The following is a 26,197-nucleotide window of genomic DNA, read 5'->3' on the forward strand; positions in this document are numbered from 1 at the left end:
ATCAATAGACGCAGATTCGCAACGGGCCTGTAGCAACACAAGTCTCTGGCGTCGGAATAATGGCAAAAAGCTACGCCCACGTCGTTTTCAGAACGCTTGAGGTCGATCCGGAGCGGTGGACTGAAAAAAAGCCCTGGCTTGCGGATCACAGGCAAAGGCCACATTGATGCGTTGCCAGTCATTGGCCGCACCGCTTGGGCTGAAGGCCGTCTTCGATGACAGCAAGACACCAAAGCGCTGCGCCTGGGTCCGCACATGAGCGTAGTCGGACATCCGTGATCGCGCCCAGATGAACAGGCCACCGACGGGCTTGCCGAACACCTCCCAGTCAGCGTCTTCGAGCAACTGTAACGCCGCCAGCCTGTGACCGTTCAAGCGCTGGCGCTGGCGTTGCACCAACTTACGGTATGCGCCGTTGGCCAACAGACAGGCCAGCACCGATTCACCAAACAGCGACGTTCCCATGCTGCTGATCATCTTGACCTGCGCCAGTCGCGCAATCGCCTCGACACCCGCCACCACAAAGCCGACCCGCAGAGAACTGCTGAGGGTCTTGGAGTAACTGCCAACATAGAGCACACCGTCATCCAGCGCAGCCAGCCTAACACCGGGGCCACAGTGCAGGTCCGCATAGACATCATCCTCGATGACCAGCACGCCATGCTTGTTCGCCAACCGCAGCACTTGCAGCGCCACTTTTGGCGCCAGGCTGCTGCCCGTCGGGTTGTGGCAGAAACTATTGATGAACACTCCACGCGGCTGATGCTTGAGCAACAGCGTCTCCAGCGCTGTGACGTCCGGACCACAGGGGGTTCGCGGCACTTCGAGCAAGTTCACCCCGTGCAGCCTGAGCAGATCGAACAGCAAGGGATAACCGGGACTTTCCACCACTGCACAATCGCCCGGCTTGAAGAAGGTTCGCACGATCAGGTCCAAGCCCTGACTCGCACCCGTGGTGGTCAGGATTCGACTGTCGTCCACCTTGATATCCAGTTTGTTCAGGCGCTTGAGGATCTGTTGGCGCAGGAAGGGCAAGCCCAGCGGCGTGCTGTAGTTGAACAACCCGGCCATGTCGGTACGACTGACCTCGCGGATTGCGTAACTCAGGTCGTCCGTCTCGCGCCAGCTTTCGGGCAGTCCACCGCAACCCAGTTTCAACTCGCCCAACAACGAGCCTTGATTGATTTGTGTCCCTTCTAACCACGATGTGCCCTGTTGCCCCTGACCGGCCGAGTGCGCAGCGGCGACGAAAAAAACGCTGCCATGACGCGACACCAGTACACCTTGCGCCACCAGACGTTCGCAGGCCTCAACGACACTTGATTGACTGAGCAGATTGATTCGCGCGATTTGCCGCACCGAAGGCAAACGTACGCCCGGCGGCACACCGTTACAACGAAGCCAGCAGGTCAGTGCATCGACAATTTGCTGCACAATCGGCACCAAAGCCTGTCGATCGATTCTCAACTCCATGAGCAAGCAAACTCCTGTTCGTTTTGCAGGAGCAGTTAATCACAGGAGCGCGCGATGGAATGTGCGACAACGCCGCCAAAATCCTCGGTTCTAACGATTTGAAACATATCGCCCGGCCTTTGGCGGAACCTGAGGCCAATGAAAAACCGGTGGGCAAACTCGCTCGCAATCAGGGTGCGCCAGGCAACACAAATGTCGACTGACACTTCCTGGTCGCGAGCAGGCTCGCTTCCACCGGTTTGGAGTGGTGTGTTGAAAAAAATCCGGCCTTAAAAAGCCGTGACACCGCCATCCACGGCCAACGAGTGCCCGGTGGTGAACGCCGCGCCGTCGCTGCACAGGTACAACACCGCACTGGCGATTTCCTCGACCTTGCCAATGCGACCGACCGGGTGCATGGCATTGGCGAACTCGCCTTTCTTTGGATCGGCCTCATAAGCGCGGCGGAACATGTCGGTGTCGATCACCGCCGGGCACACCGCGTTGACCCGGATCTTTTTCTTTGCGTACTCGATGGCCGCCGATTTGGTCAGACCGATTACCGCGTGCTTCGAAGCCGCGTAGATGCTCATCTTCGGCGCCGCTCCGAGGCCAGCCACCGACGCCGTGTTGACGATCGCACCGCCACCCTGGGCCAGCAGCAACGGCAACTGGTATTTCATGCACAGCCAGACGCCTTTGACATTGACGCCCATGATCGCGTCGAACTCGTCGATCGTGCCTTCAGCCAGTTTGCCCTTCTCGATCTCGATACCGGCATTGTTGAAGGCATAGTCGAGACGGCTGTAGGTATTCACTACCTCATCCATCAGGTTTTTCACATCGCTTTCCACGGTGACGTTGCAGCGCACGAACGTCGCTTCGCCGCCCGCCGTACGAATCAGCGCCACCGTGCCCTCGCCCCCCGCCGTGTCCATATCGGCCACCACCACCTTCAAGCCTTCGGCGGCGAATGCCTGGGCGGTCGCGCGGCCGATACCATTGGCCGCGCCCGTGACGACGGCGACCTTGCCGGAAAAGGTCATGCTCATTGTTATGTCCTCGAAGAGAGATGTGCGGGAGATCGTGTTTGCCCAGTCTAGCCATAGCGGTCCCGGGCACGGCAGCACTATCAAGAGGCCAGTTGCCAGCCCATGAGTGGCAGTGATGGAACTGCCGTACCAACTATCACTGCACTGGATCGGCCTGCATTCGCCGCATCAGCCGAACTTGCGGCAATGCACTTGAGGGGCTATCAACAAGGCTTCATTCATCTTGAGTGCCTGTCATGACTACCCAGACCAATCGCCAGTTCCTGCTCGCCAAACGCCCCGTAGGCCCGGCAACCCGCGAGACGTTCACCTATCAGGAAGTACCGGTCGGCGAGCCGGCTGCGGGTCAGATCCTGGTCAAAAACGAATACCTGTCCCTCGACCCGGCCATGCGTGGCTGGATGAACGAAGGCAAGTCCTACATCCCGCCGGTGGGCCTGGGTGAAGTCATGCGCGCCTTGGGTGTAGGCAAGGTCGTTGCCTCGAACAATCCCGGGTTTGCGGTCGGGGACTACGTCAACGGTGCCCTGGGTGTGCAGGATTACTTCCTCGGCGAACCGCGCGGTTTCTACAAGGTCGATCCGAAACTGGCACCGCTGCCGCGCTACTTGTCCGCCCTGGGCATGACCGGCATGACCGCTTACTTCGCCCTGCTCGACGTCGGCGCCCCGAAGGCCGGTGACACCGTGGTGTTGTCAGGCGCGGCCGGCGCGGTGGGCAGCATTGCCGGGCAAATCGCCAAGATCAAAGGTTGTCGGGTGGTCGGCATCGCCGGCGGTGCGGATAAATGCCAGTTCCTGATCGATGAACTGGGATTCGACGGCGCCATCGACTACAAGAATGAAGACGTCATCGCCGGGCTCAAACGCGAATGCCCGAAAGGCGTCGACGTGTATTTCGATAACGTCGGCGGCGACATTCTCGACGCGGTGCTGAGCCGCTTGAACCTCAAGGCGCGCGTGGTGATCTGCGGTGCCATCAGCCAGTACAACAACAAGGAAGCGGTCAAAGGCCCGGCGAACTACCTGTCGCTGCTGGTCAATCGCGCGCGCATGGAAGGCTTTGTGGTGATGGACTACGCCGCACAGTTCGCCGCCGCCGGACAGGAAATGGCCGGCTGGATGGCCAAGGGGCAGCTCAAGAGCAAGGAAGACATCGTCGAAGGACTGGAAACGTTCCCGGAGACGCTGATGAAGTTGTTCAGCGGGGAGAATTTCGGGAAATTGGTGTTGAAGGTTTAACCCAGCGCTTGAAATGACCTCAAAACAACGGTGGGAGCGAGCAGGCTCGCTCCCACCGCTTCAGCGATATTTAGGCGAGTTCGGCCACCACCGAAGCCAACGCCTTCGCCGGATCAGCCGCCTGGCTGATCGGACGGCCGATCACCAGGTAGTCGGAACCGGCGTCCAGTGCCTGGCGCGGGGTCAGGATGCGGCGCTGATCGTCCTGGGAACTGCCCGCCGGACGAATGCCCGGTGTCACCAGCTTCAACGACGGATGTGCCGACTTCAGGGCCTGGGCTTCCAGCGCCGAGCACACCAGACCGTCCATCCCGGCTTTTTCCGCCAGCGCGGCCAGGCGCAGGACCTGCTCCTGCGGCTCGATATCCAGGCCGATACCCGCCAGGTCCTCACGCTCCATGCTGGTCAACACGGTCACGCCGATCAACAGCGGTTGCGGGCCAGTGCGCTTGTCCAGCACTTCACGGCAGGCCGCCATCATGCGCAGGCCACCGGAGCAATGCACGTTGACCATCCACACGCCCATCTCCGCAGCGGCCTTGACGGCCATGGCGGTGGTGTTGGGAATATCATGGAATTTGAGGTCCAGGAACACGTCGAAACCCTTGTCGCGCAGGGTGCCGACGATTTCCGATGCGCAGCTGGTGAACAGTTCTTTACCGACTTTGACCCGGCACAGTTTCGGGTCCAACTGATCGGCCAGCTTCAGTGCGGCGTCACGGGTAGGGAAATCCAGGGCGACGATGATAGGAGTCTGGCAGGCGGACATGAGTGGGCTCTCAGGCAAGTCGAAATCGTCGCGCATTGTAGCGGAAGCAGCGCCACTGCGGGACCCGATGATCGGTAAATCGTCGAGAACGCTCACGCAATCCTAGCCGCTGGCCAGATTGTGTCGAGCCCGGTACATACACGACACGTCCACAACACCCTTGCCCGCTACCCTCGGCAGCCGCAACACGTCCTTACAGCACTTCCCGCCCCCGGGCCGGACGCCTATGCTGGAGCCACAACCTCGCCGCCTATCTTTGTGGTTGGCAGCCTACCTGGCAGATAATCGCACGCATGCACAGCACCCAAGCCCCCTTGAACGACGATCAAAAAGCGCCCGGCGACGACAAACGCTGGAGCATTCGCGCCCTGATCGTCGACGATGACGTCCCGATCCGCGAACTGATGATCGACTACCTGGCCCGGTTCAACATCCATGCCAGCGGCGTCACCGATGGCGCCGCCATGCGCCTGGCGATGCAAGCGGAACATTTTGATGTGGTGGTGCTCGACCTGATGCTGCCCGGCGAAGACGGTCTGTCGCTGTGCCGCTGGCTACGTGCCGAGTCAGACATCCCGATTCTGATGCTCACCGCCCGCTGCGAACCCACCGACCGGATCATCGGCCTGGAACTGGGTGCCGACGACTACATGGCCAAACCGTTCGAACCCCGGGAACTGGTGGCGCGCATCCAGACCATCCTGCGCCGGGTACGTGACGACCGCACCGAACAACGGGCCAATATCCGTTTCGACAACTGGCGCTTGAACAGCGTGCTGCGCCAGTTGATCGCGGCCGATGGCTTGGTCGTTCCGCTGTCCAACGCCGAGTTCCGCCTGTTGTGGGTGTTCATCGAACGCCCGCGCCGGGTCCTGAGCCGTGAACAGCTGCTGGACGCCGCTCGCGGCCGTTCGATCGAAGCCTTCGATCGCAGCATTGACCTGCTGGTGTCGCGACTGCGGCAAAAACTGGGCGACGATCCCAAAGCGCCGCAACTGATCAAGACCGTGCGCGGCGAGGGTTATCTGTTCGACGCCAGAGACATCGGCTGATGCGCGGGCGCTTCGATACGCTGTTCGGCCGCCTGTTCGGCGTGCTGTTGGTGGCGATCATCCTGGCGCACCTGCTGGCTTTTGCCTGGTTTCACTACTACAGTCCGCCGCCGCCCCCACCTCCGCCGGCCTTTTCCGAAGATTTCGGCGGACAACGTCCGGCACCAGACCCGCGTTTCGAAAAACGGCCACCGCGGCCGTGGTTCGGCGGGCCGTTGGTGCCGCTGACCTTTCAGTTGATCTCGCTGATCGTTGCCGCCTGGTATGGCGCCAAATTGTTGAGCCGCCCCATCCAGCGCCTCAGTGACGCGGCCGAACGCTTGAGCGAGAACCTCGACAGCCCGCCACTGGAAGAGTCCGGCCCCCTGGAAGCGCGCCAGGCGGCACAGACCTTCAACAAGATGCAGCGGCGCATCATTGAGCAAATGAAACAGCGCTCGCGCATGCTCGGCGCGGTATCCCACGACCTGCGCACCCCGCTGTCACGGCTCAAGCTGCGACTGGAACAGATCGACGACGATAAGTTGCAAGGCCAGATGCGTCAGGACCTGGACGACATGATCAGCATGCTCGACGCCACCCTCACCTACCTGCATGAACAACGCACCAGCGAAGCACCGCAATGGATGGACGTGCAGGCGCTTATTGAATCCATGAGCGAAAACGCCCAGGACCAGGGCGCCGACGTCCAGGCCAGCGGTCATTGCGCGCCGCTGCAGGTGCAGCCGATGGCCTTGCGCTCATGCCTCAACAACCTGATGGACAACGCCCTGCGTTACGCCGGGCAAGCGCTGATCAGCCTCGAGGACCACCGTGAACAGTTGATCGTCCGGGTCATCGACCATGGGCCGGGAATCGCGGCGGAGAAACGCGAAGCGGTGTTCGAACCGTTCTTTCGCCTGGAAGGTTCGCGCAATCGCAATTCCGGCGGCGTGGGCCTGGGCATGACCATCGCCCGCGAGGCCGCGGAACGGATGGGAGGGCAGCTTAGCCTGGAGGAGACCCCGGGCGGCGGCCTGACCGCGGTCATTCGCCTGCCGCGTACTTGAAGATTCGAGCTGCTCCCACTGGGTTCAGTGATCCACCTTCAGAGTTCAGTGTTGGCCTGATGCTTGTGCATGTGTACTGACCGCTACAAACCCCACATACCCACGACAACTTGCCCCTTGAGTCTGCATAAACCGGTACACCCACCGGTTTTCCATTTCAGGGAGTGAGTCCAATGATTGGTAGCGTCAGCAATTACACGAGATATACCGGTACCAGCAGTACCACCACCAGCAACGCCCGTTCGCAACAGTTCCAGAAAGAACTGCTCGCCAAACTCGACACCAACACTGATGGCTCGGTGGGTCAGGATGAGCTCAAGAGTGCGCTGTCGCAGAAAAGCAATGACGGCCTGCTGGTCAGCCTGAGCAAGAATTTTTCCAATCTGGACAGCGACAACAGTGGCAGTCTGAGCAGCGAAGAGATGGCCGCCATGGCCCCTCCACCACCACCGGATAAGTCGACGGATCAGGCGCCGAACACAGAACTGGCCGATGCCGTGATCAGTGCCCTGGATGCCGACGGCAACGGCACCATTAGTAGCGACGAACTGAGCAACGGCCTGACCAGCGCGGGCAGCAGCGCCGACAGCAGCCAGATTTTCTCGGCCCTGGACAAGAATCAGGACGGCACCGTCAGCAAGGACGAATTGGCTGCCAGCCTGACTCCACAGCCGCCACAGCAAGCGTCCAGTGATGAACTGTTCAGCAGCCTCGACGCCGACAGCGATGGCAGCGTCAGCGGCAGCGAACTCACCAGTGCATTACAGGCCGGTCATTCATCGACCAGCAGTGACACCAGCGCCGCCTTGCTCAAGGCGTTGGACAGCGACAGCAGTGGCGGCGTCAGCCGCGATGAGCTCAAGGCCGCCCTGCAAGCCGGCCGCGAGCAAACCAGCGACAGCACCACGGCTCAATCGACCACCAGCGAGGCGCTGAACAAAATGATTGCCAACCTGAGCAAGCAGTATTCGCTCGACAAGGTGGCGAGCGTGGGCAAATACCTGAACGTCGCGACCTGAAGTTCTATCCGAAACAAAAGTGGGAGCTATCGCCGCCAGGCTAGCTCCCACAGGTTTTCGGCTGGGCCGCTAACTCAGCGCTTGCGCAGAATCACGCTACCGATCGAGTAACCGGCGCCGAACGAGCTGAGCACCGCCAGTGAACCGGCGGGCAGATCGTCCTGGTTCTTGTGGAATGCAATCACGGAACCTGCGGAGCTGGTGTTGGCGTACGTGTCGAGAATCACCGGCGCTTCCTGTTCGGTCGCATCACGACCGAGCAATTTCTTGACGATCAAGTGGTTCATGCTCAGGTTGGCCTGGTGCAGCCAGAAGCGCTTCACGTCGCTGACGTTCAGCTTGTTCTCTTCCAGGTGAGCCGCAACCAGTTCGGCCACCATCGGGCAAACGTCGCGGAATACCTTGCGGCCTTCCTGGACGAACAGTTTGTCCCTGGCACCGATACCCTCTTCCGCAGCGCGGTTGAGGAAGCCGAAGTTATTGCGGATGTTGTTGGAGAACTTGGTCAGCAGCTTGGTGCTGACAATGTCGAACTGGTAGGGAGACGTGGCCAGATCGGCACGTTCGATGATCACGGCGGTCGCGGCATCGCCGAAAATGAAGTGACTGTCGCGGTCGCGGAAATTGAGGTGGCCGGTGCAGACTTCAGGGTTGACCATCAGGATCGCCCGGGCCTGGCCCACCTGGATGCTGTTGGCGGCGGTCTGGATGCCGAACGTGGCGGAAGAACAGGCCACATTCATGTCGAAACCGAAGCCCTGGATGCCCAGCGCTTCCTGAACTTCGATGGCAATCGCGGGATAAGCGCGCTGCAGGTTGGAGCAGGCGACGATCACGCCGTCGATGTCCGCCGCTGTTTTACCCGCGCGTTGCAACGCTTGTTCAGCGGCGCCGATGGCCATCTGGCACAGCACCGACCATTCGTCGTTCGACCGCTCCGGCAGGCGTGGTGCCATGCGCTGCGGATCAAGGATGCCCTCCTTGTCCATGACATAGCGGCTCTTGATGCCTGAGGCTTTTTCGATAAACGCGGCACTGGACTCGGTCAATGCTTCGACTTCACCACGCGCGATGGCGTCAGCGTTGTCGGCATTGAATTGCGCCACATAGGTATTGAAAGACTGCACCAGCTCTTCGTTGGAGATGCTGTTAGCCGGTGTGTACAGGCCGGTGCCGCTGATGACGACGTTATGCATGGTCGTGTCTCTATCTGTTCAGGCAGAAAGTATTGGCACCGTCGTACCAACACACAAAGGGATTGTTCCAGTCACAGGAAGCAAACCTGGCATCGCTTTATTCCGTACCGCCTGAACCTTAAAGGCTCAAAACAGCGGGGCCGGCGTTTATAGGCGCGAAGTTTGCCATAAACCTTGGGTTTTGGCCCCTTTTTGCTGGATCAGGAACCACTGACACAACACTTGACCCGTGGGAGCGGGCTTGCCCGCGAAGACGGCGGCACAGGCAACATCATCGCCACTGACAAGCCGCTCCCACAGGTATTCGACTCTATGGCTCGACCTGGCTCCACTGCTTGCTCAAGCGTTTGTCGGAAATCGGCACCTTGGTTCCCAATTGCTGGGCAAACAGCGAAACCCGGTATTCCTCCAGCCACCAGCGATACAGCTCCAGTTGCGGATCGCGCTTGCCTTCCTGGGCGTGCTTGTTGGCGCGGGTCTGGTATTGCGTCCACAGGCCGGACAATTCGCCGCTCCAGACCCGATCCCGCTGCACCTGAGCGCCGATTTTCTCGAAACGTTGCTCGACCGCTTTCAGATATCGCGGCAACTCCTTGAGCCATTGCATCGGCGTTTCCCGGACAAACCCCGGATACACCAGATGGCTGAGCTGCTGCTTGATGTCGTTGAGGGCTACGGCTTGCGCCAGGTCGATCTTGCCCTTGAAGCGCTTTTGCAGACCATGCCAGAGCTTGAGGATTTCCAGGGTCAGCCTGGCCAGACGCTCGGCATGCTCGGTCCAGGCCCCACGCTTGCGCTCGGCCAATGATGCGAGCGCAGCGCCATCCCGGGGTAACGGGTCTTCACCTTCGAGGACGCAGCTGTCGAGACTGGCCAGCAGGATGTCTTCCACCAGGCTGTCGACACGCCCCATGTCGCGGTACATCAACCCCAGTTCGGTCAGCCCCGGCAACTTGCCGCGAAGGAACTTCGCCGGTTCCGCCAGTTGCTGCATCAACAAACGCTGCAAGGCCCGGCGATGCTGGAACTCGGCTTCGGCCGGCGTCGAGAAGCGCCCTTCCTTGACCGTGCCCGCCTCTTCCACCAATGCCGGATACACCGTCATCGACAGCCCGGCGATCTTCTGCTGGGTTTTCTCCGCGACTGCGGCAAACACCTTCGGCTCGACCGGTTGTTGGCTTTTCGCCGATTGCGGGACGGCCAACGCGGCCTGGCTGGCTTCGGCGAAACGCGCGGTGAGCTCGGCCAGATCACGGCCTTCACCGAGGAACTTGCCCTGGGCGTCGACGATTTCCAGGTTCATGCGCAAATGGCTTTCGACCTGCTGCGCCGCCTCGGCCCAGGCTTCATCACTGACCCGGGCACCGGTCATGCGCAGCAGCTCGCGGCCCAACGCCTGGGGCAAGGAGCCCTCGGCGAAGGTCATGCGCTGCAAGGCTGCCTTGATGAAGTCCGGCACCGGCACGAAATTCTTGCGCAACGCCTTGGGCAGGTTACGCACCAGGGCAATGCATTTGGCTTCGATCACACCCGGCACCAGCCACTCCAGGCGCTCCGGTGGCAGCATCGGCAACAGCGGCGCCGGCACACGCAGGGTCACGCCGTCGCGCGGATGGTTCGGCTCGAAGTGATAACTCAGCGCCAGTTCCAGATCACCGATGTGCAGGGTGTCCGGGTAGTGCTGGGCAGTGACTTCACTGGCTTCGCGGGCCAGCACGTCCTCTTCGCGCATGATCAGCAACTGCGGGTTTTTCTGGCTGTTGATGCGGTACCAGCTGTCGAAGGTGGCGGTCTGATGGATCTCCGCCGGCAGTCGCGCGTCATAGAACGCGAACAGGGTTTCTTCATCGGCGAGGATATCGCGACGGCGGGCCTTGGCTTCCAGTTCGTCGAGCTGTTCCAGCAGTTCCTTGTTCGCGCTCAGGCACTTGGCCTTGGACTGAATCTCGCCGCGCACCAGCGCTTCACGGATAAACAGCTCGCGGGACACCACCGGGTCGACCGGGCCGTAATGCACCGGCCGGCGACCGACCACGATCAGCCCGAACAGGGTGATCTGTTCGAACGCCACGACCTGGCCGCGCTTTTTCTCCCAATGGGGTTCGAAGTGGTTTTTCTTGATCAGGTGCCCGGCCAGCGGCTCGATCCAGTCGGCATCGATCTTGGCCACCATGCGCGCGTAGAGCTTGGTGGTTTCCACCAGCTCAGCGGCCATCAGCCATTGCGGGCGCTTCTTGCCGATACCCGACGACGGATGAATCCAGAAACGCCGCTGACGGGCGCCCAGGTAGTCACCGTCTTCGGTTTTCTGGCCGATCTGGCTGAGCAGGCCGACCAGCACGGCCTTGTGCAGTTTCGGATAGTCCGCCGGCTCTTTGTTGAGGCTCAACTGCATGTCGCGGCAGATCAGACTCAACTGGCGATGGGAATCCCGCCATTCGCGCAGACGCAGGTAATTCAGGAAATTCTTGCGACACCAGTTACGCAGCGGGCTGGCGGTCAGTGCCTGGCGCTGCTCTTCGAAACCACGCCACAGATTGACCAGCCCGGCGAAGTCCGAGTCCGCGTCTTTCCATTGCGTGTGGGCCTGATCCGCCGCTTGCTGGCGCTCCGGTGGACGTTCGCGCGGGTCCTGGATCGACATGGCGCTGGCGACGATCAGCACTTCCTGCAAACTGCCGAGCTTGGCCGCTTCAAGCAACATGCGGCCCATGCGCGGGTCCACCGGCAGCCGCGCCAGTTGCCGTCCAAGCGGGGTCAGCTGGCTGTTGCGGTCCACCGCCGAGAGTTCTTGCAGCAGGTTGTAGCCGTCGCTGATGGCCTTGCCATCCGGCGGTTCGATAAACGGAAACGCGGTGACCTCGCCGAGGCGCAGGTGCAGCATCTGCAAAATGACCGCCGCGAGGTTGGTCCGCAGGATCTCCGGATCGGTAAATTCCGGACGCCCGAGAAAATCTTCTTCGCTGTACAGGCGCACGCAGATACCCGGCTCGACCCGTCCGCAACGGCCCTTGCGCTGGTTGGCGCTGGCCTGGGAAATGGCTTCTATGGGCAGGCGCTGGACCTTGGCGCGATAGCTGTAGCGGCTGATGCGCGCGGTGCCGCTGTCGATCACGTAGCGAATGCCAGGCACCGTCAGCGAGGTTTCCGCAACGTTGGTGGCCAGGACCACGCGACGGCCAGGGTGCGACTGGAAAATCCGCTGCTGCTCGGCCGGTGACAGGCGTGCGTACAGCGGCAGAATCTCGGTGTGCTTGAGCTGGGCCTTGCGCAGCATGTCGGCGGCATCGCGAATTTCGCGCTCACCGGGCAAAAACACCAGCACGTCGCCAGGACTGCGGCGTTCACTGCGTTCGAAGGCGGCGATTTCATCGAGGGTGGCGAGGATCGCCTGATCCACGGTCAAGTCATCCTCGACGCGGTTGCCCTCTTCGTCTTGCTCCAGGGTCAGCGGGCGGTACCAGGTGTCCACCGGGAAGGTACGGCCAGACACCTCGACAATCGGCGCATCGTCGAAGTGTTTGGAGAAGCGCTCCAGGTCGATGGTCGCCGAAGTGATGATGACTTTCAGATCCGGGCGACGCGGCAGCAGGGTTTTCAGGTAACCGAGCAGGAAGTCGATGTTGAGACTGCGTTCGTGGGCTTCGTCGACGATGATCGTGTCGTAGCGTTCCAGATAACGGTCGTTCTGGGTTTCCGCCAGCAGGATGCCGTCGGTCATCAGTTTGATCAGGGTATTGGAATCGCTCTGATCCTCGAACCGCACCTGATAACCGACCAGCGCCCCCAATGGCGTGCCCAATTCCTCGGCGACGCGGCTGGCCACACTGCGCGCTGCGATTCGGCGCGGTTGGGTATGGCCGATCAAGCCATGCTGGCCACGACCGATTTCCAGGCAGATCTTCGGCAGCTGGGTGGTTTTACCCGAGCCGGTTTCGCCGGCAATGATCAGCACCTGATGCTTGAGCAATGCCTCCTTGATTTCGTCACGCTTGGCGGCGATCGGCAGGCTGTCGTCGTAACGAATCACCGGCAGGCTGGCCTTGCGCGCCAGCACCTGATCACAGGACGCCTGCATGCGGGTCACCCACTGGGCCAGCCTGGCCTCGTCGGGTTTCTTGCGCAGCTCAAGCAACTGCCGCCGCAGCCGGTGGCGGTCGGCGAGCATGGCGTGATCGAGGTTTTTCAGCAATTTGTCGATGGAGGGCGATTCGTCGGTCATCAGGTACGCAATTCAGTCGTCTAGTGGCGCAGGGCGGGGATTGTCGCAGATTTTACGACCGCTGCGCGGCCGATCGCGAGCAAGCTCGCTCCCACTGTAGATCGCAGCGAGCACACAAATGGCGGCACCACGATCAAATGTGCGAGCTTGCTCGCGATAGCGTTGGACCCGACAACGCGCTTACAGATCAGTCATTCGTTATCCAGGCCTTTGCGCCGATACGGAAACACATCGATCACTTTGCCGGCGCGAATCGCCTCTTGCAGGCTTTTCCAGTAATCGGCGTTGTACAACTCACCATGCAGTTGATTGAACAGCTTGCGCTGCCCTGAATCGGCAAACAAAAACGGCGGGAACTCTTCAGGGAATACGTCCAGCGGCCCGATCGAATACCACGGCTCGGAAGCCATTTCATCCTCAGGGGTACGCGGTGCCGGGATATGGCGGAAGTTGGCCTCGGTGAGGAAACAGATCTCGTCGTAGTCGTAAAACACCACGCGACCGTGACGGGTGACACCGAAGTTTTTCAGCAGCATGTCGCCGGGAAAGATGTTGGCCGCCGCCAGTTGCTTGATCGCCAGGCCGTAGTCGTCCAGCGCCTCGCGTACTTGCGCCTCGTTAGCGTTTTCCAGATACAGATTCAGCGGGGTCATGCGCCGTTCGGTCCAGCAGTGACGGATCAGCACCGTGTCACCTTCCACCGACACCGTGGACGGCGCGACCTCCAGCAGTTCTTCCAGGCACGCCGGCTCGAACTTGCTCAGGGGGAAACGGAAGTCGGCGAACTCCTGGGTATCGGCCATGCGCCCGACGCGGTCGACGCTTTTCACCAGCCGGTACTTCTCGATCACCGTGGCACGGTCGACGTTTTTCGACGGCGAGAAACGGTCCTTGATGATCTTGAACACCGTGTTGAAGCCCGGCAGGGTGAACACGCTCATGACCATGCCGCGCACGCCCGGGGCCATGATGAACTGGTCGTCGGTATTGGCCAGGTGGTTGATCAGCGCCCGATAGAACTCGGACTTGCCGTGCTTGTAAAAACCGATCGAGGTGTACAGCTCGGCAATGTGCTTGCCCGGCAGGATGCGTTTGAGGAAGCCGATGAACTCTGCCGGCACGGGAACATCGACCATGAAGTACGAACGGGTGAACGAGAAGATGATCGACACGTCCGCCTCGTCGGTGATCAGCGCATCGATCTGGATACCATGGCCCTCGCGATGCAGCAGCGGAATCGCCAGTGGCCATTGTTCATCGGCGGTGTAGATGCGTCCCACCAGGTACGCGCCTTTGTTGCGGTACAGCACCGAGGAAAACAGTTCGACGCTCAGTTCCGGGTCCTTGCACACCCAGTCCGGCAGGTTCTCGCGCAACTGCGCTTCAAGGCGGCGCAGGTCGCCGGGCAAATCGGCGTATTCCTCGCTGAAGCGATAGTCGGCAAAGATGCTTGCCAGCATGCCCGACAACTGGCCATGGGGTTTATAGGTACGGGTTTGCGCGGCGCGGGCCCGGCGCAGGCTCGGCCGGGTGGTGTGGATGAACATGCAGCCGTCGCTGATCAGGTCATGGCTGAACAGCCCGCAGAAAATCGAGTTGTACCAGGTCTCGGACAGCTCATCGTCGAAACGCAGGTCGATCAGGCTGATGTAGGCGCTTTTCACCAGCGGCCAGGAGCTCACGTCCAGCGTGTCGGTATCAAACGCCGTGCGCAGGCGCTCTACGGTTTCGCTGACTTTGTCTTCGTACAGATTGATCCGCGCCGCCGAGGCCGACTGCGTCTCCTGCCACTGAGCCTGCTCGAAACGGGCCCGGGCGCCATCGGTGATCTGGCGAAAATGCTCGCGGTAATCGTCAAAGCCATCGAGGATCATTCGGGCGATGTCGGCGGCTGGCCATTGCTGCGGCATGGTGAGACCTCTGCGGGAATTCGGGAAGCCAGAGCTTAGCCACTGAAGCGGGTACAGGAGAAGCGTAATTTCGGCCGACACTTGGACAATTGGTTGGGTCAGCAATGTTTTTTCGTTTTTTTTAACTCGACCGTTTAGTCAGGAAAAAATCGCCTCACACCTCAATGGCCTAATGAATCGACTCATCCGCAACCCTCGCACCGAGCGGCTTGTCGATCCAATCAAGCCATCAGCTCATCCACCCCAACCTCTGCTCTTCATCGCCCTCCTCTCTGCGCTAGGCCTGAAACGGCACGAAGGTCGGCCTTACCAAAATAGTGGCACTTTGATATATACGCCACCTTCACCCGCCTAAAAACAAGATCTTCGGTCAACGAGGACTACCTCTCCTAATACACCAAAGGAATAATTTCATGCCGTTAAGGAATCTTCGCATTGGTTTGCGTGCAAGTTTGAGTTTCGCCGTTCTGGCCAGCCTTCTGGTACTGGTCGGACTGTTCGGCATCGGTCAGATGGCGACCCTTCGTGAAAGCGCGAGGGTTCTTGAAGAAGTGTGGATGCCGAGCAGCGAGAGCATCCACGACAGCGCGGCCAACATTGCAACCATCCGCCTGGAATCGTTGCGGATGAGGACCAGCAACCTCAGCCAGGTCAAGGAAACAAGCAGGGGGATCATCAGCGCTCAACGCCAGGAATTGCTCCAGCGCCTCAACGATTACGCAGCCCTGCTGTCCAGCGATCAGGAACGGAGCATGCTCGACAGCCTGAAGACAACTGTCGCCAAGTACCTGTCACTCGTCGACCAGATTATTGTCCACATCGACGCCGGCCATGACAGCCAGGCATACGATCACCTCAACGTCGAAATGAACGCGCTGGGTAGCCTTTTGGATAAAACCCTGGAGTCGATGATCAGTCTCAATCAGCAAGGTGCCGATGCCGCGGCCACAGCCGCCACGTCGTTGTACCAGCGCGCACAATGGATCGTCAGCACGATCATCGTCATCGCATTGATTGCCACCCTGTTGCTGGCCTGGGCATTGACCCGCAGCATCACCACGCCGATCAATCAGGCATTGAACGTCGCGCGCCGGATAGCCTCGGGCGACCTCACTGGCAAGATCGCCAGCGACGGCAAGGACGAAGCTGCGCAGTTGCTTGATGCCCTGGCCGACATGCAGGGCAACCTGCGCTCGACCATCCACGGCATCGGTGAATCGGCCCGACAACTGGCTTCTGCGGCCGAGGAAATGAGTTCGGTAATGGAGCAAAGTACCCGCAGCCTGCAACAGCAGAATGACCAGATCGAAATGGCTGCCACCGCCGTCACCCAGATGAGCACGGCGGTGGATGAAGTCGCTGCCAATGCCGTGTCCAGCGCTGAAGCCTCGCAAGCGTCGAACGAGGACAGCAAGCACGGGCACGTTCAGGTCAGCGAAACCATCACCTCGATTCAGGGCCTTGTCAGCGAAGTGATCAGCGCATCGGAACAGGCCCAGGGCCTGGCCGATCAGGCGCAGGACATCAGCAAGGTACTGGAAGTGATCCGCGGCATCGCCGGGCAGACCAACCTGCTGGCACTCAACGCCGCCATCGAAGCGGCGCGGGCCGGTGAAGCCGGACGCGGGTTCGCCGTGGTGGCCGACGAGGTGCGTTCGCTGGCGCAACGCACGCAGAACTCCACCGAAGAAATCGAGCTGATGATCACCAACATCCAGCAAGGCACCGGGACCACGGTCGGTGCTTTGCAAAGCAGCGCCGAACATGCGAACCAGACCTTGCGTCGGGCCAACAGCGCCGGCAATGCGCTGGAGAAAATCACTGCGTCGATTTCGCAGATCAACGAGCGCAACCTGGTGATTGCCAGCGCGGCCGAACAGCAGGCGCTGGTGGCCCGGGAAGTCGATCATAACCTGGTGAACATCCGCGATCTTTCGACCCAGACCGCCGCTGGCGCCACCCAGACCTCGGCCGCCAGTCATGAATTGTCGCGACTGGCCGTCGACCTTAACGGCCTGGTGACACGCTTTGTAATTTGATGCCGGTTTTTCGGTTGCCACCGGCAAGGCGCTCGGCAACACTCTCGTCCCGATCAAGAAGGAGTGTGCCGTGAGCCCTGCCGATATCGTTCGTTTACTGTCGCTGGCGGCCATCTGGGGTGCGAGCTTTCTGTTCATGCGCATCATTGCCCCGGTGATTGGCAGCCTTCCTACCGCTTTTTTCCGCGTATCGATAGCCGCCGCCGGACTGCTGGTGATTCTCGGCCTGATGCGCATCAGCTGGGACTTCAAAGGCAAGCTCAAGACCGTGATGCTGCTCGGCGTGATCAACTCCGGGATTCCGGCGACGCTCTATTCGGTGGCGGCACAGGTGCTACCGGCCGGCTATTCGTCGATTTTCAATGCCACCACACCGTTGATGGGCGTGTTGATCGGCGGTCTGTTCTTCAGTGAAAAACTCACCGCTGCCAAGCTCGGCGGGGTTTTTCTCGGACTGCTTGGCGTGGGCGTGCTGACCCGCGCCGGCCCGGTGGCGTTCGACCTGCAATTGCTGATGGGCGCCCTCGCCTGCCTGCTCGCCACCACTTGCTACGGCTTTGCGGGGTTTCTGGCCCGCCGCTGGCTCGATCACGCCGGTGGTCTCGACAGCCGTTTGTCGGCACTGGGCAGCATGCTCGGCGCGACGTTGTTCCTGCTGCCCCTGTTCGGCTACAGCGTGATCAGCCAGCCGCCGGCGAGCTGGGGCGGCTGGAGTGTCTGGCTGTCCTTGCTGGGGTTGGGGCTGGGCTGCACGGCGCTTGCCTACATCATTTACTTCCGTCTGCTGAGCTCGATTGGCCCGGTGAAATCGATGACCACGACCTTCCTGATCCCGCTGTTCGGCGTGTTGTGGGGTGCGCTGTTTCTCGATGAACCGCTGTCGATGGCGCACATCTATGGCGGGGTGTTGATTGCGGCGGCGTTGTGGTTGGTGTTGAAACCGACGGTGGTGAAGGCAGCCCAGGTGACCGCCCGATAAACCGCTGGCGTTTTCAAGGACGTCTTCGCTGGCGAGCCAGCGGATTGCCCGCCAGTGACGGGATGGGCTGTTTTTGATCGGCTCACCGCGACCCTGGATATTCGCCATCACGCCAACTCCCGCTCGGCCATCTCGGCTTCGCGTTCGGCGATGGCGGCTTCCAGTTCCGGGGAGCGTTTGGCCCACTGCTCGGGAGGCAGGGGTTTTGACCATTCGATGATCTCGGGGTAGAGCAGGTCTGGCGGCGGGTACAGTTTTTTCCTTTGCAGGTAGGTGGCGAGTGGAGCATTGAAGATAAATACGCCGAATACTCCTTCCCACAGCACTGTTAAAAACCAGCCGCGTTCTTTGGCTTTATCGTTCAGGTAATCGATGTAGTAACGCAGGTTGGCGCCGGAGTTAAGCGCTGCAGCCTCCGGTGCGGCTTCCGGACCAACCTCCATGTAGCTACGCATACACTCCCACAACGCCATCGCTGTGGTCCCGCCGCCGCAGTTGAAGCCCAGTGAAAAATGCTTGTTGTCCTCCCTGGCCTGCGGGTCAGGGTTTTCGAAGCCAATGATCAACAAACCCATGGTGGCTCGACCAGCCTGACTGACCGACGACTGCTGGGTGGCGGCGGCGGTCACGGTTTCCCACGGGACGATCCAGTATTCGCCATCGTCGCGCGGGACGCAGACTTCTCGACGTTGGCGGTTAAAACGCACGGGGAGAGGGACTTCGCGGAAGAGGCCTTGGATCAACAAAAAAATCGGGATGACCATGATGCAGGCCCCCAACACCAGCGCATCTGGATCCTCGAAGAAATAGGCCAACCCCAGGAACAGCATCACCATCGGCCACATCACCATCACCGCAGAGCCGATGCTGTAGCTACCAACATCCAGAAATACGTCATTTTTGCGCCAGATAACGTTGAGCACATCGGAGGGTTTTTGACCCGTAGGGATAGGCAATGGCGCCAGATAGTCATTGCGCGAAAGCAGCCGTTTTTTCGTGGTACCTGCCGGGGGCGTGCTCATCGTTTGCCCTTGGGTTGCAGGTACATCGCACCGGGATGGTCCTCGCCGAGCGGGTAATTCGGCACCCGATCCAGTTCAGGCGTCGGGTCCGCCCACAGTGCGGTCACGCCCGTTGAGTCATTCAGGGTGAAGGCCAGCCCCCGCCCGCCGCCGATGAAGTGTTGGGCACCGAGCATCGCGATCAATGGCGTGCGATAACGCACACGCAGGCCTCGGGTATGCGCCATCACGCCAACTCCCGCTCCGCCTGCGCGGCCAGTTCGGCTTCGCGTTCGGCGATGGCGGCTTCCAGTTCAGGGGAGCGTTTGGCCCATTGCTCGGGTGGCAGGGGTTTTGACCATTCGATGGTCTCGGGGTAGAGCAGGTCTGGCGGCGGGTACAGCTTTTTCCTTTGCAGGTAGGTGGCGAGTGGAGCATTGAAGATAAATATGCCAAACACTCCTTCCCACAGCACTGTTAAAAACCAGCCGCGTTCTTTGGCTTTATCGTTCAGGTAATCGATGTAGTAACGCAGGTTGGCGCCGGAGTTAAGCGCTGCAGCCTCCGGTGCGGCTTCCGGACCAACCTCCATGTAGCTACGCATACACTCCCACAACGCCATCGCTGTGGTCCCGCCGCCGCAGTTGAAGCCCAGTGAAAAATGCTTGTTGTCCTCCCTGGCCTGCGGGTCCGGGTTTTCGAAACCAATGATCAATAAACCCATCGTGGCTCGACCGGCCTGACTGACCGACGACTGCTCGGTGGCAGCGGCGGTCACGGTTTCCCATGGGACGATCCAGTATTCGCCATCGTCGCGCGGGACGCAGACTTCTCGGCGTTGGCGGTTGAAGCGCACGGGTAGAGGGACTTCGCGGAAGAGGCCTTGGATCAACAAAAAAATCGGGATGACCATGATGCAGGCCCCCAACACCAGCGCATCTGGATCCTCGAAGAAATAGGCCAACCCCAGGAACAGCATCACCATCGGCCACATCACCATCACCGCAGAGCCGATGCTGTAGCTGCCAATGTCCAAAAACACCTCGTTCTTGCGCCAGACGATGTTGAGCACGTCCTGCGGTTTTTCTCCGGTAGGTAGGGGGAGCGGCGCCAGATAGTCATTGCGCGAAAACAGCCGTTTCTTCGTGGTGCCTGCCGGGGGGGAGCTCATCGTTTGCCCTTGGGTTGCAGGTACATCGCACCGGGATGGCCCTCGCCGAGCGGGTAGTTCGGCACCCGATCCAGTTCAGGCGTCGGGTCCGCCCACAGTGCGGTCACGCCCGTTGAGTCATTCAGGGTAAAGGCCAGCCCTCGCTCGCCGCCGATGAAGTGTTGGGCACCGAGCATCGCGGTCAATGGCGTGCGATAACGCACACGCAGGCCTCGGGTATGCGCCATCACGCCAACTCCCGCTCCGCCTGCGCGGCCAGTTCGGCTTCGCGTTCGGCGATGGCGGCTTCCAGTTCCGGGGAGCGTTTGGCCCATTGCTCGGGAGGCAAGGGTTTTGACCATTCGATGATGTCGGGATAGGGCAGGTCGGGCGGATAAGAAAGTTTCAAGTTCTGAAGTTTCTCCGCCAAGTAAGTGCCCAAAATCGTGATGCAGAAAACGCCCCAAAAAACGCCTAGCAGATTGCCCTTGCGCAAGTCGGTGATGATCGAACCAATTTGTGTTTCTTCGTAGGGAGCGATGCCGACACGACTTTCAGGAACCGCCTGCGGCCCGATCTCCATATAACTGCGAACGCACTCCCACAACGCCATCGCCGTGGTGCCGCCGCCGCAGTTGAAGCCCAGTGAAAAATGCTTGTTGTCCTCCCTGGCCTGCGGGTCCGGGTTTTCGAAACCAATGATCAATAAACCCATCGTGGCTCGACCGGCCTGACTGACCGACGAATGCTGGGTGGCGGCGGCGGTCACGGTTTCCCACGGGACGATCCAGTATTCGCCATCGTCGCGTGGGACGCAGACTTCTCGGCGTTGGCGGTTGAAGCGCACGGGGAGAGGGACTTCGCGGAAGAGGCCTTGGATTATAAAAATGGCTGGGATACCAGTGATCACCCCTCCCCCGATAAGAGTAAAGGTGCTCAGTTCAGGTGAAATATTTCTGAGTCCATAAGCCAGAGATAAAAACAACATCACCCCCGGCCACAACACCATCACCGCAGAGCCAATGCTGTAGCTACCAACATCCAGAAATACGTCATTTTTGCGCCAGATGACATTGAGCACATCGGAAGGTTTTCTACCTGTGGGGATGGGCAATGGCGCCAGGTAGTCATTGCGCGAAAACAGCCGTTTTTTCGTGCTGCCTGCCGGGGGCGTGCTCATCGTTTGTCCTTGGGTTGCAGGTAAATCGCACCGGGATGGCCCTCGCCGAGCGGGTAGTTCGGCACCCGATCCAGTTCAGGCGTCGGGTCCGCCCATAGGGCTGTCACGCACGTTGAGTGATTCAGGGTAAAGGCCAGCCCTCGCTCGCCGCCGATGAAGTGTTGGGCGCCGAGCATGGCGGTCAATGGCGTGCGATAGCGCACACGCAGGCCTCGGGTATGCGCCATCACGCCAACTCCCGCTCCGCCTGCGCGGCCAGTTCGGCTTCGCGTTCGGCGATGGCGGCTTCCAGTTCCGGGGAGCGTTTGGCCCATTGCTCGGGAGGCAAGGGTTTTGACCATTCGGTGATGTCGGGATAGGGCAAGTCGGGGGGAGGATTCAGTTTCCAGCGTTCAAGCACGTCGATCAGCAGCGTGTTGAAAATGAAGATCCCGCAGAAACCTTCCCACAAGAGGGTTAAAGGCCAGCCTCGCAATTTTGCGGCTTTTACAAGATCGTCCAGATAGGTCGCCCATATCCCTTTAGACCAGTCGAAACGTGCCGTCTGATCCTCGACAGCCTCCGGCCCGATCTCCATGTAACTGCGCATGCACTCCCACAACGCCATCGCCGTGGTCCCGCCGCCGCAGTTGAAACCCAGTGAAAAATGCTTGTTGTCTTCCCGAGCCTGCGGGTCAGGGTTTTCGAAACCAATGATCAACAAACCCATGTTCGCTCGACCAGCCTGACTGACCGACGACTGCTGGGTGGCGGCGGCGGTCACGGTTTCCCATGGGACGATCCAGTATTCGCCATCGTCGCGCGGGACGCAGACTTCTCGGCGCTGGCGGTTGAAGCGTACGGGGAGCGGGACTTCGCGGAAGAGGCCGTGGATCAAGATCAGTACCGGAATGCCCAAAACAATCGCCCCCAGGATCAAAACATCCTGGCTGAAATCAGAGTCGAGATTTCTCGTGAAGAAAGACATGGCTAAAAACAGCATCACCGAAGGCCACATCACCATCACCGCAGAGCCGATGTTGTAGCTACCAACATCCAAAAAAACGTCGTTTTTGCGCCAGATGACATTGAGCACATCGGAAGGTTTTCTACCTGTGGGAATGGGCAACGGCGCCAGATAGTCATTGCGCGAAAGCAGCCGTTTTTTCGTGGTGCCTGCCGGTGGCGTACTCATCGTTTGTCCTTGGGTTGCAGGTACATCGCGCCGGGATGGTCCTCGCCGAGCGGGTAATTCGGCACCCGATCCAGTTCAGGCGTCGGGTCCGCCCACAGTGCGGTCACGCCCGTTGAGTCATTCAGGGTGAAGGCCAGCCCCCGCTCGCCGCCGATGAAGTGTTGGGCGCCGAGCATGGCGGTCAATGGCGTGCGATAACGCACACGCAGGCCTCGGGTATGCGCCATCACGCCAACTCCCGCTCCGCCTGCGCGGCCAGTTCCGCCTCGCGTTCGGCGATGGCGGCTTCCAGTTCCGGGGAGCGTTTGGCCCATTGCTCGGGAGGCAGGGGTTTTGACCATTCGGTGATGTCGGGATAGGGCAGGTCGGGCGGATAAGAAAGTTTCAAGTTCTGAAGTTTCTCCGCCAAGTAAGTGCCCAAAATCGTGATGCAGAAAACGCCCCAAAAAACGCCTAACAGATTGCCCTTGCGCAAGTCGGTTATGATCGAACCAATTTGTGTTTCTTCATAAGGAGCGATGCCGACACGACTTACAGGAACCGCTTGCGGACCGACCTCCATATAACTGCGAACGCACTCCCACAACGCCATCGCCGTGGTGCCGCCGCCGCAGTTGAAGCCCAGTGAAAAATGCTTGTTGTCCTCCCTAGCCTGCGGGTCCGGGTTTTCGAAGCCAATGATCAACAAACCCATGGTGGCGCGACCGGCCTGACTGACCGACGATTGCTGGGTGGCGGCGGCGGTCACGGTTTCCCACGGGACAATCCAGTATTCGCCATCGTCGCGCGGGACGCAGACTTCTCGGCGTTGGCGGTTGAAGCGCACGGGGAGAGGGACTTCGCGGAAGAGGCCTTGGATCAAGATCAGCACAGGAATACCCAAAATAACCGCCCCCAGGATCAAAATACCTTGGCTTAAATCAGGGTCGAGATTTCGAGTGAAGAAAGATATGGCTAAAAACACCATCAGCGTGGGCCACATCACCATCACCGCTGAACCGATGCTGTAATTGCCAATATCAATAAACACCCCGTTCTTGCGCCAGATGATGTTGAGTACGTCCTGCGGTTTTTCTCCGGTGGGTATAGGCAACGGCGCCAGGTAGTCATTGCGCGAAAGCAGCCGTTTTTTCGTGGTGCCTGCCGGTGGCGTGCTCATCGTTTGCCCTTGGGTTGCAGGTACATCGCGCCGGGGTGGTCCTCGCCGAGCGGGTAGTTCGGCACCCGATCCAGTTCAGGCGTCGGGTCCGCCCACAGTGCGGTCACGCCCGTTGAGTCATTCAGGGTAAAGGCCAGCCCCCGCTCGCCGCCGATGAAGTGTTGGGCGCCGAGCATGGCGGTCAATGGCGTGCGATAACGCACACGCAGGGAAACCGTGGCAGGTTGGGAGCTCAAGACATTGCTCAGTGTGTTGAACGGGCCGCTGAGGCGCAGGCCCTGTCCTTCCTTGTACGGTATCCACTGGCAGGCGCTGCTGGCCAGCCAGTGCGGTGTCAGGTCGCGCCAGGGACGCAGTGGCTTGAAATGATCGCGCCGGCCGGTTTTGATCTGTTCACGGTAGTTCAGGCTGTCCACCGGGTCACCGACCATGCTCAGTTCCAGGTAGACACTGTCGGGTTCGGCACCTGGCAAGTCGAGGGTCAGGTGATTGATGGAACTGTAATACTCGAGACGGGAAGGGCCATTACCATGGTTGGACTTCAAGTTGCTTTCCATGCTGACCCGAGGCGCATACAGGATGAAGTAGAGCCGGTCGAGCTCATCCTGCTGGGCCTTGGGCGGGATTGGCTGCAGATCGTTGGCCCGCGCCTTTGACCAGCAGCAGTTGTTCAGGAAGTTTTGCAGCGGGGTTTTCTGCAGGATACTGGTGATCAGGTGCAATACGCCCAGTATGAGAATCAGCCAGTTCAGCGGTCCCATGAACAGCGTGTAACGCAAGATGGCGACATCGACTGCAATTGACCCTGCCAGGGCACGAGCGGTGTAACCAACCCCTAACAGCGCCTGGGTGCCGAAGGTCGCTATTTGTCCACCGACCACGGTTTGGCGCATCTCCAGCCACGGATCGACTCGGTTTTGGGCGCTCTCTATTTGTATTTGTAAGGATTTGAACTCTGTGAATGCCGCAACGGCTGACAATCCACCAATCACCCCACCAAACAGAGTCAGAGTCGGGGCCATTGTCTGTCCCTTCCCAATTTCTTTAACCCTCATCCCCTTCCGCACCTGATTATCAACCACCGCCACCAACGCCGCCCCCGCATACAACGTCGCCGAAACCGTGTCACGAACCCGCCGGCTATCCATCCCCTCCAACACCCCGACCTGACTCAAATAGTTATTCGCATTGACCACGTTCAACAACAACGCCGCCAACGGCACCACCCCACCACTGTTGGCCACCACCGGCGATTGGATGATCCGCCCCACCTGCCCGGCGCCAATGGCCTTGCCGGTTGCCCTGGCCCATTGGCCCAGCGCTTCGGCCTGTTGGCCCAACAGCTTCGCCACTGGCCGGCCCGCCTCGGTGACAAACTGCACGCGCGTGTCGTTGCCCAGGCGCGCGGCGACAAAGATGCCCATCCAGGAACGGCCGAGGCCGTTGTCACCCTTGAGCAGCAACAGCGCCGCCGCCAACCGGTTGACCAGCACGCTCCATTGGCTGCCGACGTCCCGCGCCATGTTGGCGATGTCGCGCAGGGTCGGTTCGCTCAACGGCGCCAGCGCCTGATGGGTCGCGCTGAGGTTGTCGGAGGCCAGGGCGGCCGTCAGCTCGCTCAGGCGCGAAGCACTGTTAACGGCCGCATCGATGGAGGGTGTCCAGGCGTTGAACAGTTGCTTCAGGGCGCCGCCGTCAGGGGCGCGGATGTAGTCGGCGTATTGTTCGGCCCCCTGGGCGCGGATGCACTGGGCGGTCAGGCAGCCGGTGGCCAGTTCGGTCAGCCAGCGGCGCGTCTCCAGGTCGTCGTAATCCACGAACCAGGTGCCGCTGTGTGAGCGCTTGAGGTACAGGCCCCGGTCGGCAAACAGCGCGGTGTGACGTTGCTCCAGATGTTGGTAGTGCCCTGCGGCGGTCTGGGTGAACCAGATGTTCATCGCCTCGAGGTCGATGTATTTGCCGACCTTGGCACTGAAGAGATGGTTATTGAGGTTGGCGTGCTTTTCGGCGCGGTATTCGCGGACGACGAATTCTGCTTCGGTGTACAGGTCCTCCGGAATAAAGGCCCGCACCGGGGCGACGATGGCGGCGATACGTGCGTCGCGCTCGGCGGCCTGGGCCTGGGTGGGCTGCCCGCCGTATCGACGGGCCTGGGTTTCCGCCTTGAGCTCTTCGTCCAGCCGATGCTGGGTGTCGAGCATGACCTGGCCCTGGGCCGGCGTGAGGTTGATCTCATGCGCCTTGTAGCGGTAGCTGATGGACCCGGCCAGTTCGGCGCCGTCCTCGCTGATCAGGCTGCGCACGAACCCGCCGATGCTCAGGCGCAGATTGTTCTCGCCCAGCCATTTTTCGTGATTCGCCTCCAGCCATTCCTGTTCGTGATTGATGTCACGCAGCACACCCAGGTCGTCGTCGAGACAGGCGAAAACGGCGAACAGCCCCTCGGTTTGTGCATTGGCGCCGTCCAGCCAGTCCAGAGTGCCCTGCCCCTCCCACGGCTCGGCGCTCCACTGGCCCGGCGGCTGGTCGCTGACGTCGGGGTGCAGGGCCAGG

Annotated in this window: 22 protein-coding genes; 6 read left to right on the forward strand and 16 right to left on the reverse strand. The window is 60.4% G+C overall.

Features of this window, described 5'->3' with window-relative positions; genetic code table 11:
• Nucleotides 1–87: 87 nt before the first annotated feature.
• On the reverse strand, nucleotides 88–1,473 hold the full coding sequence (locus AC1Q6D_RS15910; protein WP_103406870.1) for an aminotransferase-like domain-containing protein: 1,386 nt from the start codon (nucleotides 1,471–1,473) through the stop codon (nucleotides 88–90).
• A 269-nt stretch (nucleotides 1,474–1,742) separates the two neighbouring features.
• Nucleotides 1,743–2,504, reverse strand: coding sequence for an SDR family oxidoreductase (locus AC1Q6D_RS15915; RefSeq protein ID WP_103406871.1), 762 nt, complete (start codon nucleotides 2,502–2,504; stop codon nucleotides 1,743–1,745).
• 236 nt (nucleotides 2,505–2,740) lie between these two features.
• Between AC1Q6D_RS15915 and AC1Q6D_RS15920 the strand changes: the two genes are divergently transcribed.
• Nucleotides 2,741–3,745 (forward strand): NADP-dependent oxidoreductase, encoded by a 1,005-nt coding sequence (locus tag AC1Q6D_RS15920; RefSeq protein WP_103406872.1) that lies wholly within the window; start codon nucleotides 2,741–2,743, stop codon nucleotides 3,743–3,745.
• A 70-nt stretch (nucleotides 3,746–3,815) separates the two neighbouring features.
• On the opposite strand, the gene pyrF is transcribed toward AC1Q6D_RS15920, so the two are convergent.
• Entirely contained in the window at nucleotides 3,816–4,514 is a 699-nt protein-coding gene (pyrF, locus tag AC1Q6D_RS15925) for an orotidine-5'-phosphate decarboxylase (protein ID WP_178083177.1), read from the reverse strand.
• A 293-nt stretch (nucleotides 4,515–4,807) separates the two neighbouring features.
• On the opposite strand from pyrF, the gene AC1Q6D_RS15930 reads away from it, so the two are divergent.
• The 3 genes from AC1Q6D_RS15930 (at nucleotide 4,808) to xopAW (ending at nucleotide 7,634) form a co-directional block, all read left to right on the forward strand.
• Complete coding sequence (locus AC1Q6D_RS15930; RefSeq protein ID WP_047526906.1) at nucleotides 4,808–5,566, forward strand: response regulator; 759 nt, start codon at nucleotides 4,808–4,810, stop codon at nucleotides 5,564–5,566.
• Nucleotides 5,566–6,615 carry a sensor histidine kinase gene (locus tag AC1Q6D_RS15935; RefSeq protein WP_492618477.1) on the forward strand — a complete coding sequence of 350 codons (1,050 nt, stop codon included), beginning with the start codon at nucleotides 5,566–5,568 and terminating at the stop codon, nucleotides 6,613–6,615. The genes AC1Q6D_RS15930 and AC1Q6D_RS15935 overlap by 1 nt, the downstream gene beginning before the upstream one ends.
• Nucleotides 6,616–6,788: 173 nt before the next feature.
• Nucleotides 6,789–7,634 (forward strand): XopAW family type III secretion system calcium-binding effector, encoded by an 846-nt coding sequence (gene xopAW / locus AC1Q6D_RS15940; protein WP_103406828.1) that lies wholly within the window; start codon nucleotides 6,789–6,791, stop codon nucleotides 7,632–7,634.
• Between the two features lie 74 nt (nucleotides 7,635–7,708).
• On the opposite strand, the gene AC1Q6D_RS15945 is transcribed toward xopAW, so the two are convergent.
• The 3 genes from AC1Q6D_RS15945 to aceK form a co-directional block, all read right to left on the reverse strand.
• A complete protein-coding gene (locus tag AC1Q6D_RS15945; protein WP_103406827.1) occupies nucleotides 7,709–8,830 on the reverse strand; it encodes a beta-ketoacyl-ACP synthase III in 1,122 nt (373 codons plus the stop codon).
• Between the two features lie 310 nt (nucleotides 8,831–9,140).
• Nucleotides 9,141–13,052 (reverse strand): ATP-dependent RNA helicase HrpA, encoded by a 3,912-nt coding sequence (hrpA, locus tag AC1Q6D_RS15950; RefSeq protein ID WP_103406826.1) that lies wholly within the window; start codon nucleotides 13,050–13,052, stop codon nucleotides 9,141–9,143.
• A 191-nt stretch (nucleotides 13,053–13,243) separates the two neighbouring features.
• Nucleotides 13,244–14,962: a bifunctional isocitrate dehydrogenase kinase/phosphatase gene (gene aceK / locus AC1Q6D_RS15955; RefSeq protein WP_090467738.1), complete on the reverse strand. Its 1,719-nt coding sequence runs from the start codon at nucleotides 14,960–14,962 to the stop codon at nucleotides 13,244–13,246.
• A 413-nt stretch (nucleotides 14,963–15,375) separates the two neighbouring features.
• On the opposite strand from aceK, the gene AC1Q6D_RS15960 reads away from it, so the two are divergent.
• Entirely contained in the window at nucleotides 15,376–17,001 is a 1,626-nt protein-coding gene (locus AC1Q6D_RS15960) for a methyl-accepting chemotaxis protein (protein ID WP_103406825.1), read from the forward strand.
• 70 nt (nucleotides 17,002–17,071) lie between these two features.
• The gene (locus AC1Q6D_RS15965) at nucleotides 17,072–17,980 is read left to right on the forward strand and encodes a DMT family transporter (protein WP_090467736.1); all 909 of its coding nucleotides are present in this window, start codon (nucleotides 17,072–17,074) and stop codon (nucleotides 17,978–17,980) included.
• Between the two features lie 107 nt (nucleotides 17,981–18,087).
• Here AC1Q6D_RS15965 and AC1Q6D_RS15970 read toward each other — a convergent pair whose 3' ends face one another.
• The 10 genes from AC1Q6D_RS15970 to AC1Q6D_RS16015 form a co-directional block, all read right to left on the reverse strand.
• Nucleotides 18,088–19,002 (reverse strand): DUF6708 domain-containing protein, encoded by a 915-nt coding sequence (locus AC1Q6D_RS15970; protein WP_103406824.1) that lies wholly within the window; start codon nucleotides 19,000–19,002, stop codon nucleotides 18,088–18,090.
• Nucleotides 18,999–19,229 carry a hypothetical protein gene (locus tag AC1Q6D_RS15975; RefSeq protein ID WP_103406823.1) on the reverse strand — a complete coding sequence of 77 codons (231 nt, stop codon included), beginning with the start codon at nucleotides 19,227–19,229 and terminating at the stop codon, nucleotides 18,999–19,001. Before AC1Q6D_RS15975 ends, AC1Q6D_RS15970 begins: the two co-directional genes overlap by 4 nt.
• Nucleotides 19,229–20,152 carry a DUF6708 domain-containing protein gene (locus AC1Q6D_RS15980; RefSeq protein WP_103406822.1) on the reverse strand — a complete coding sequence of 308 codons (924 nt, stop codon included), beginning with the start codon at nucleotides 20,150–20,152 and terminating at the stop codon, nucleotides 19,229–19,231. Before AC1Q6D_RS15980 ends, AC1Q6D_RS15975 begins: the two co-directional genes overlap by 1 nt.
• Nucleotides 20,149–20,379, reverse strand: a complete 231-nt coding sequence (locus AC1Q6D_RS15985) for a hypothetical protein (protein ID WP_103406821.1) — start codon at nucleotides 20,377–20,379, stop codon at nucleotides 20,149–20,151. Before AC1Q6D_RS15985 ends, AC1Q6D_RS15980 begins: the two co-directional genes overlap by 4 nt.
• Nucleotides 20,379–21,311 carry a hypothetical protein gene (locus AC1Q6D_RS15990; protein WP_103406820.1) on the reverse strand — a complete coding sequence of 311 codons (933 nt, stop codon included), beginning with the start codon at nucleotides 21,309–21,311 and terminating at the stop codon, nucleotides 20,379–20,381. Before AC1Q6D_RS15990 ends, AC1Q6D_RS15985 begins: the two co-directional genes overlap by 1 nt.
• Nucleotides 21,308–21,538 (reverse strand): hypothetical protein, encoded by a 231-nt coding sequence (locus tag AC1Q6D_RS15995; protein ID WP_103406819.1) that lies wholly within the window; start codon nucleotides 21,536–21,538, stop codon nucleotides 21,308–21,310. Before AC1Q6D_RS15995 ends, AC1Q6D_RS15990 begins: the two co-directional genes overlap by 4 nt.
• The gene (locus AC1Q6D_RS16000) at nucleotides 21,538–22,485 is read right to left on the reverse strand and encodes a hypothetical protein (RefSeq protein WP_492574012.1); all 948 of its coding nucleotides are present in this window, start codon (nucleotides 22,483–22,485) and stop codon (nucleotides 21,538–21,540) included. Before AC1Q6D_RS16000 ends, AC1Q6D_RS15995 begins: the two co-directional genes overlap by 1 nt.
• A complete protein-coding gene (locus AC1Q6D_RS16005) occupies nucleotides 22,482–22,712 on the reverse strand; it encodes a hypothetical protein (protein ID WP_207291642.1) in 231 nt (76 codons plus the stop codon). The genes AC1Q6D_RS16000 and AC1Q6D_RS16005 overlap by 4 nt, the downstream gene beginning before the upstream one ends.
• On the reverse strand, nucleotides 22,712–23,644 hold the full coding sequence (locus tag AC1Q6D_RS16010) for a hypothetical protein (protein ID WP_492574011.1): 933 nt from the start codon (nucleotides 23,642–23,644) through the stop codon (nucleotides 22,712–22,714). Before AC1Q6D_RS16010 ends, AC1Q6D_RS16005 begins: the two co-directional genes overlap by 1 nt.
• On the reverse strand, nucleotides 23,641–26,197 hold a 2,557-nt coding region (locus AC1Q6D_RS16015; protein WP_492618478.1), incomplete at its 5' end, for a toxin VasX. The genes AC1Q6D_RS16010 and AC1Q6D_RS16015, both read right to left, overlap by 4 nt.

This window comes from Pseudomonas sp. MT92 (genome assembly GCF_058792515.1).

Excerpts from the sequence above, each read along its gene's own strand:
- AC1Q6D_RS15910 (WP_103406870.1), bottom strand. The coding sequence starts at position 1,473 with ATGGAGTTGAGAATCGATCGACAGGCTTTGGTGCCGATTGTGCAGCAA.
- AC1Q6D_RS15915 (WP_103406871.1), bottom strand. The coding sequence starts at position 2,504 with ATGAGCATGACCTTTTCCGGCAAGGTCGCCGTCGTCACGGGCGCGGCC.
- AC1Q6D_RS15920 (WP_103406872.1), top strand. The coding sequence starts at position 2,741 with ATGACTACCCAGACCAATCGCCAGTTCCTGCTCGCCAAACGCCCCGTA.
- pyrF (WP_178083177.1), bottom strand. The coding sequence starts at position 4,514 with ATGTCCGCCTGCCAGACTCCTATCATCGTCGCCCTGGATTTCCCTACC.
- AC1Q6D_RS15930 (WP_047526906.1), top strand. The coding sequence starts at position 4,808 with ATGCACAGCACCCAAGCCCCCTTGAACGACGATCAAAAAGCGCCCGGC.
- AC1Q6D_RS15935 (WP_492618477.1), top strand. The coding sequence starts at position 5,566 with ATGCGCGGGCGCTTCGATACGCTGTTCGGCCGCCTGTTCGGCGTGCTG.
- xopAW (WP_103406828.1), top strand. The coding sequence starts at position 6,789 with ATGATTGGTAGCGTCAGCAATTACACGAGATATACCGGTACCAGCAGT.
- AC1Q6D_RS15945 (WP_103406827.1), bottom strand. The coding sequence starts at position 8,830 with ATGCATAACGTCGTCATCAGCGGCACCGGCCTGTACACACCGGCTAAC.
- hrpA (WP_103406826.1), bottom strand. The coding sequence starts at position 13,052 with ATGACCGACGAATCGCCCTCCATCGACAAATTGCTGAAAAACCTCGAT.
- aceK (WP_090467738.1), bottom strand. The coding sequence starts at position 14,962 with ATGCCGCAGCAATGGCCAGCCGCCGACATCGCCCGAATGATCCTCGAT.
- AC1Q6D_RS15960 (WP_103406825.1), top strand. The coding sequence starts at position 15,376 with ATGCCGTTAAGGAATCTTCGCATTGGTTTGCGTGCAAGTTTGAGTTTC.
- AC1Q6D_RS15970 (WP_103406824.1), bottom strand. The coding sequence starts at position 19,002 with ATGAGCACGCCCCCGGCAGGTACCACGAAAAAACGGCTGCTTTCGCGC.
- AC1Q6D_RS15975 (WP_103406823.1), bottom strand. The coding sequence starts at position 19,229 with ATGGCGCATACCCGAGGCCTGCGTGTGCGTTATCGCACGCCATTGATC.
- AC1Q6D_RS15980 (WP_103406822.1), bottom strand. The coding sequence starts at position 20,152 with ATGAGCTCCCCCCCGGCAGGCACCACGAAGAAACGGCTGTTTTCGCGC.
- AC1Q6D_RS15985 (WP_103406821.1), bottom strand. The coding sequence starts at position 20,379 with ATGGCGCATACCCGAGGCCTGCGTGTGCGTTATCGCACGCCATTGACC.
- AC1Q6D_RS15990 (WP_103406820.1), bottom strand. The coding sequence starts at position 21,311 with ATGAGCACGCCCCCGGCAGGCAGCACGAAAAAACGGCTGTTTTCGCGC.
- AC1Q6D_RS15995 (WP_103406819.1), bottom strand. The coding sequence starts at position 21,538 with ATGGCGCATACCCGAGGCCTGCGTGTGCGCTATCGCACGCCATTGACC.
- AC1Q6D_RS16000 (WP_492574012.1), bottom strand. The coding sequence starts at position 22,485 with ATGAGTACGCCACCGGCAGGCACCACGAAAAAACGGCTGCTTTCGCGC.
- AC1Q6D_RS16005 (WP_207291642.1), bottom strand. The coding sequence starts at position 22,712 with ATGGCGCATACCCGAGGCCTGCGTGTGCGTTATCGCACGCCATTGACC.
- AC1Q6D_RS16010 (WP_492574011.1), bottom strand. The coding sequence starts at position 23,644 with ATGAGCACGCCACCGGCAGGCACCACGAAAAAACGGCTGCTTTCGCGC.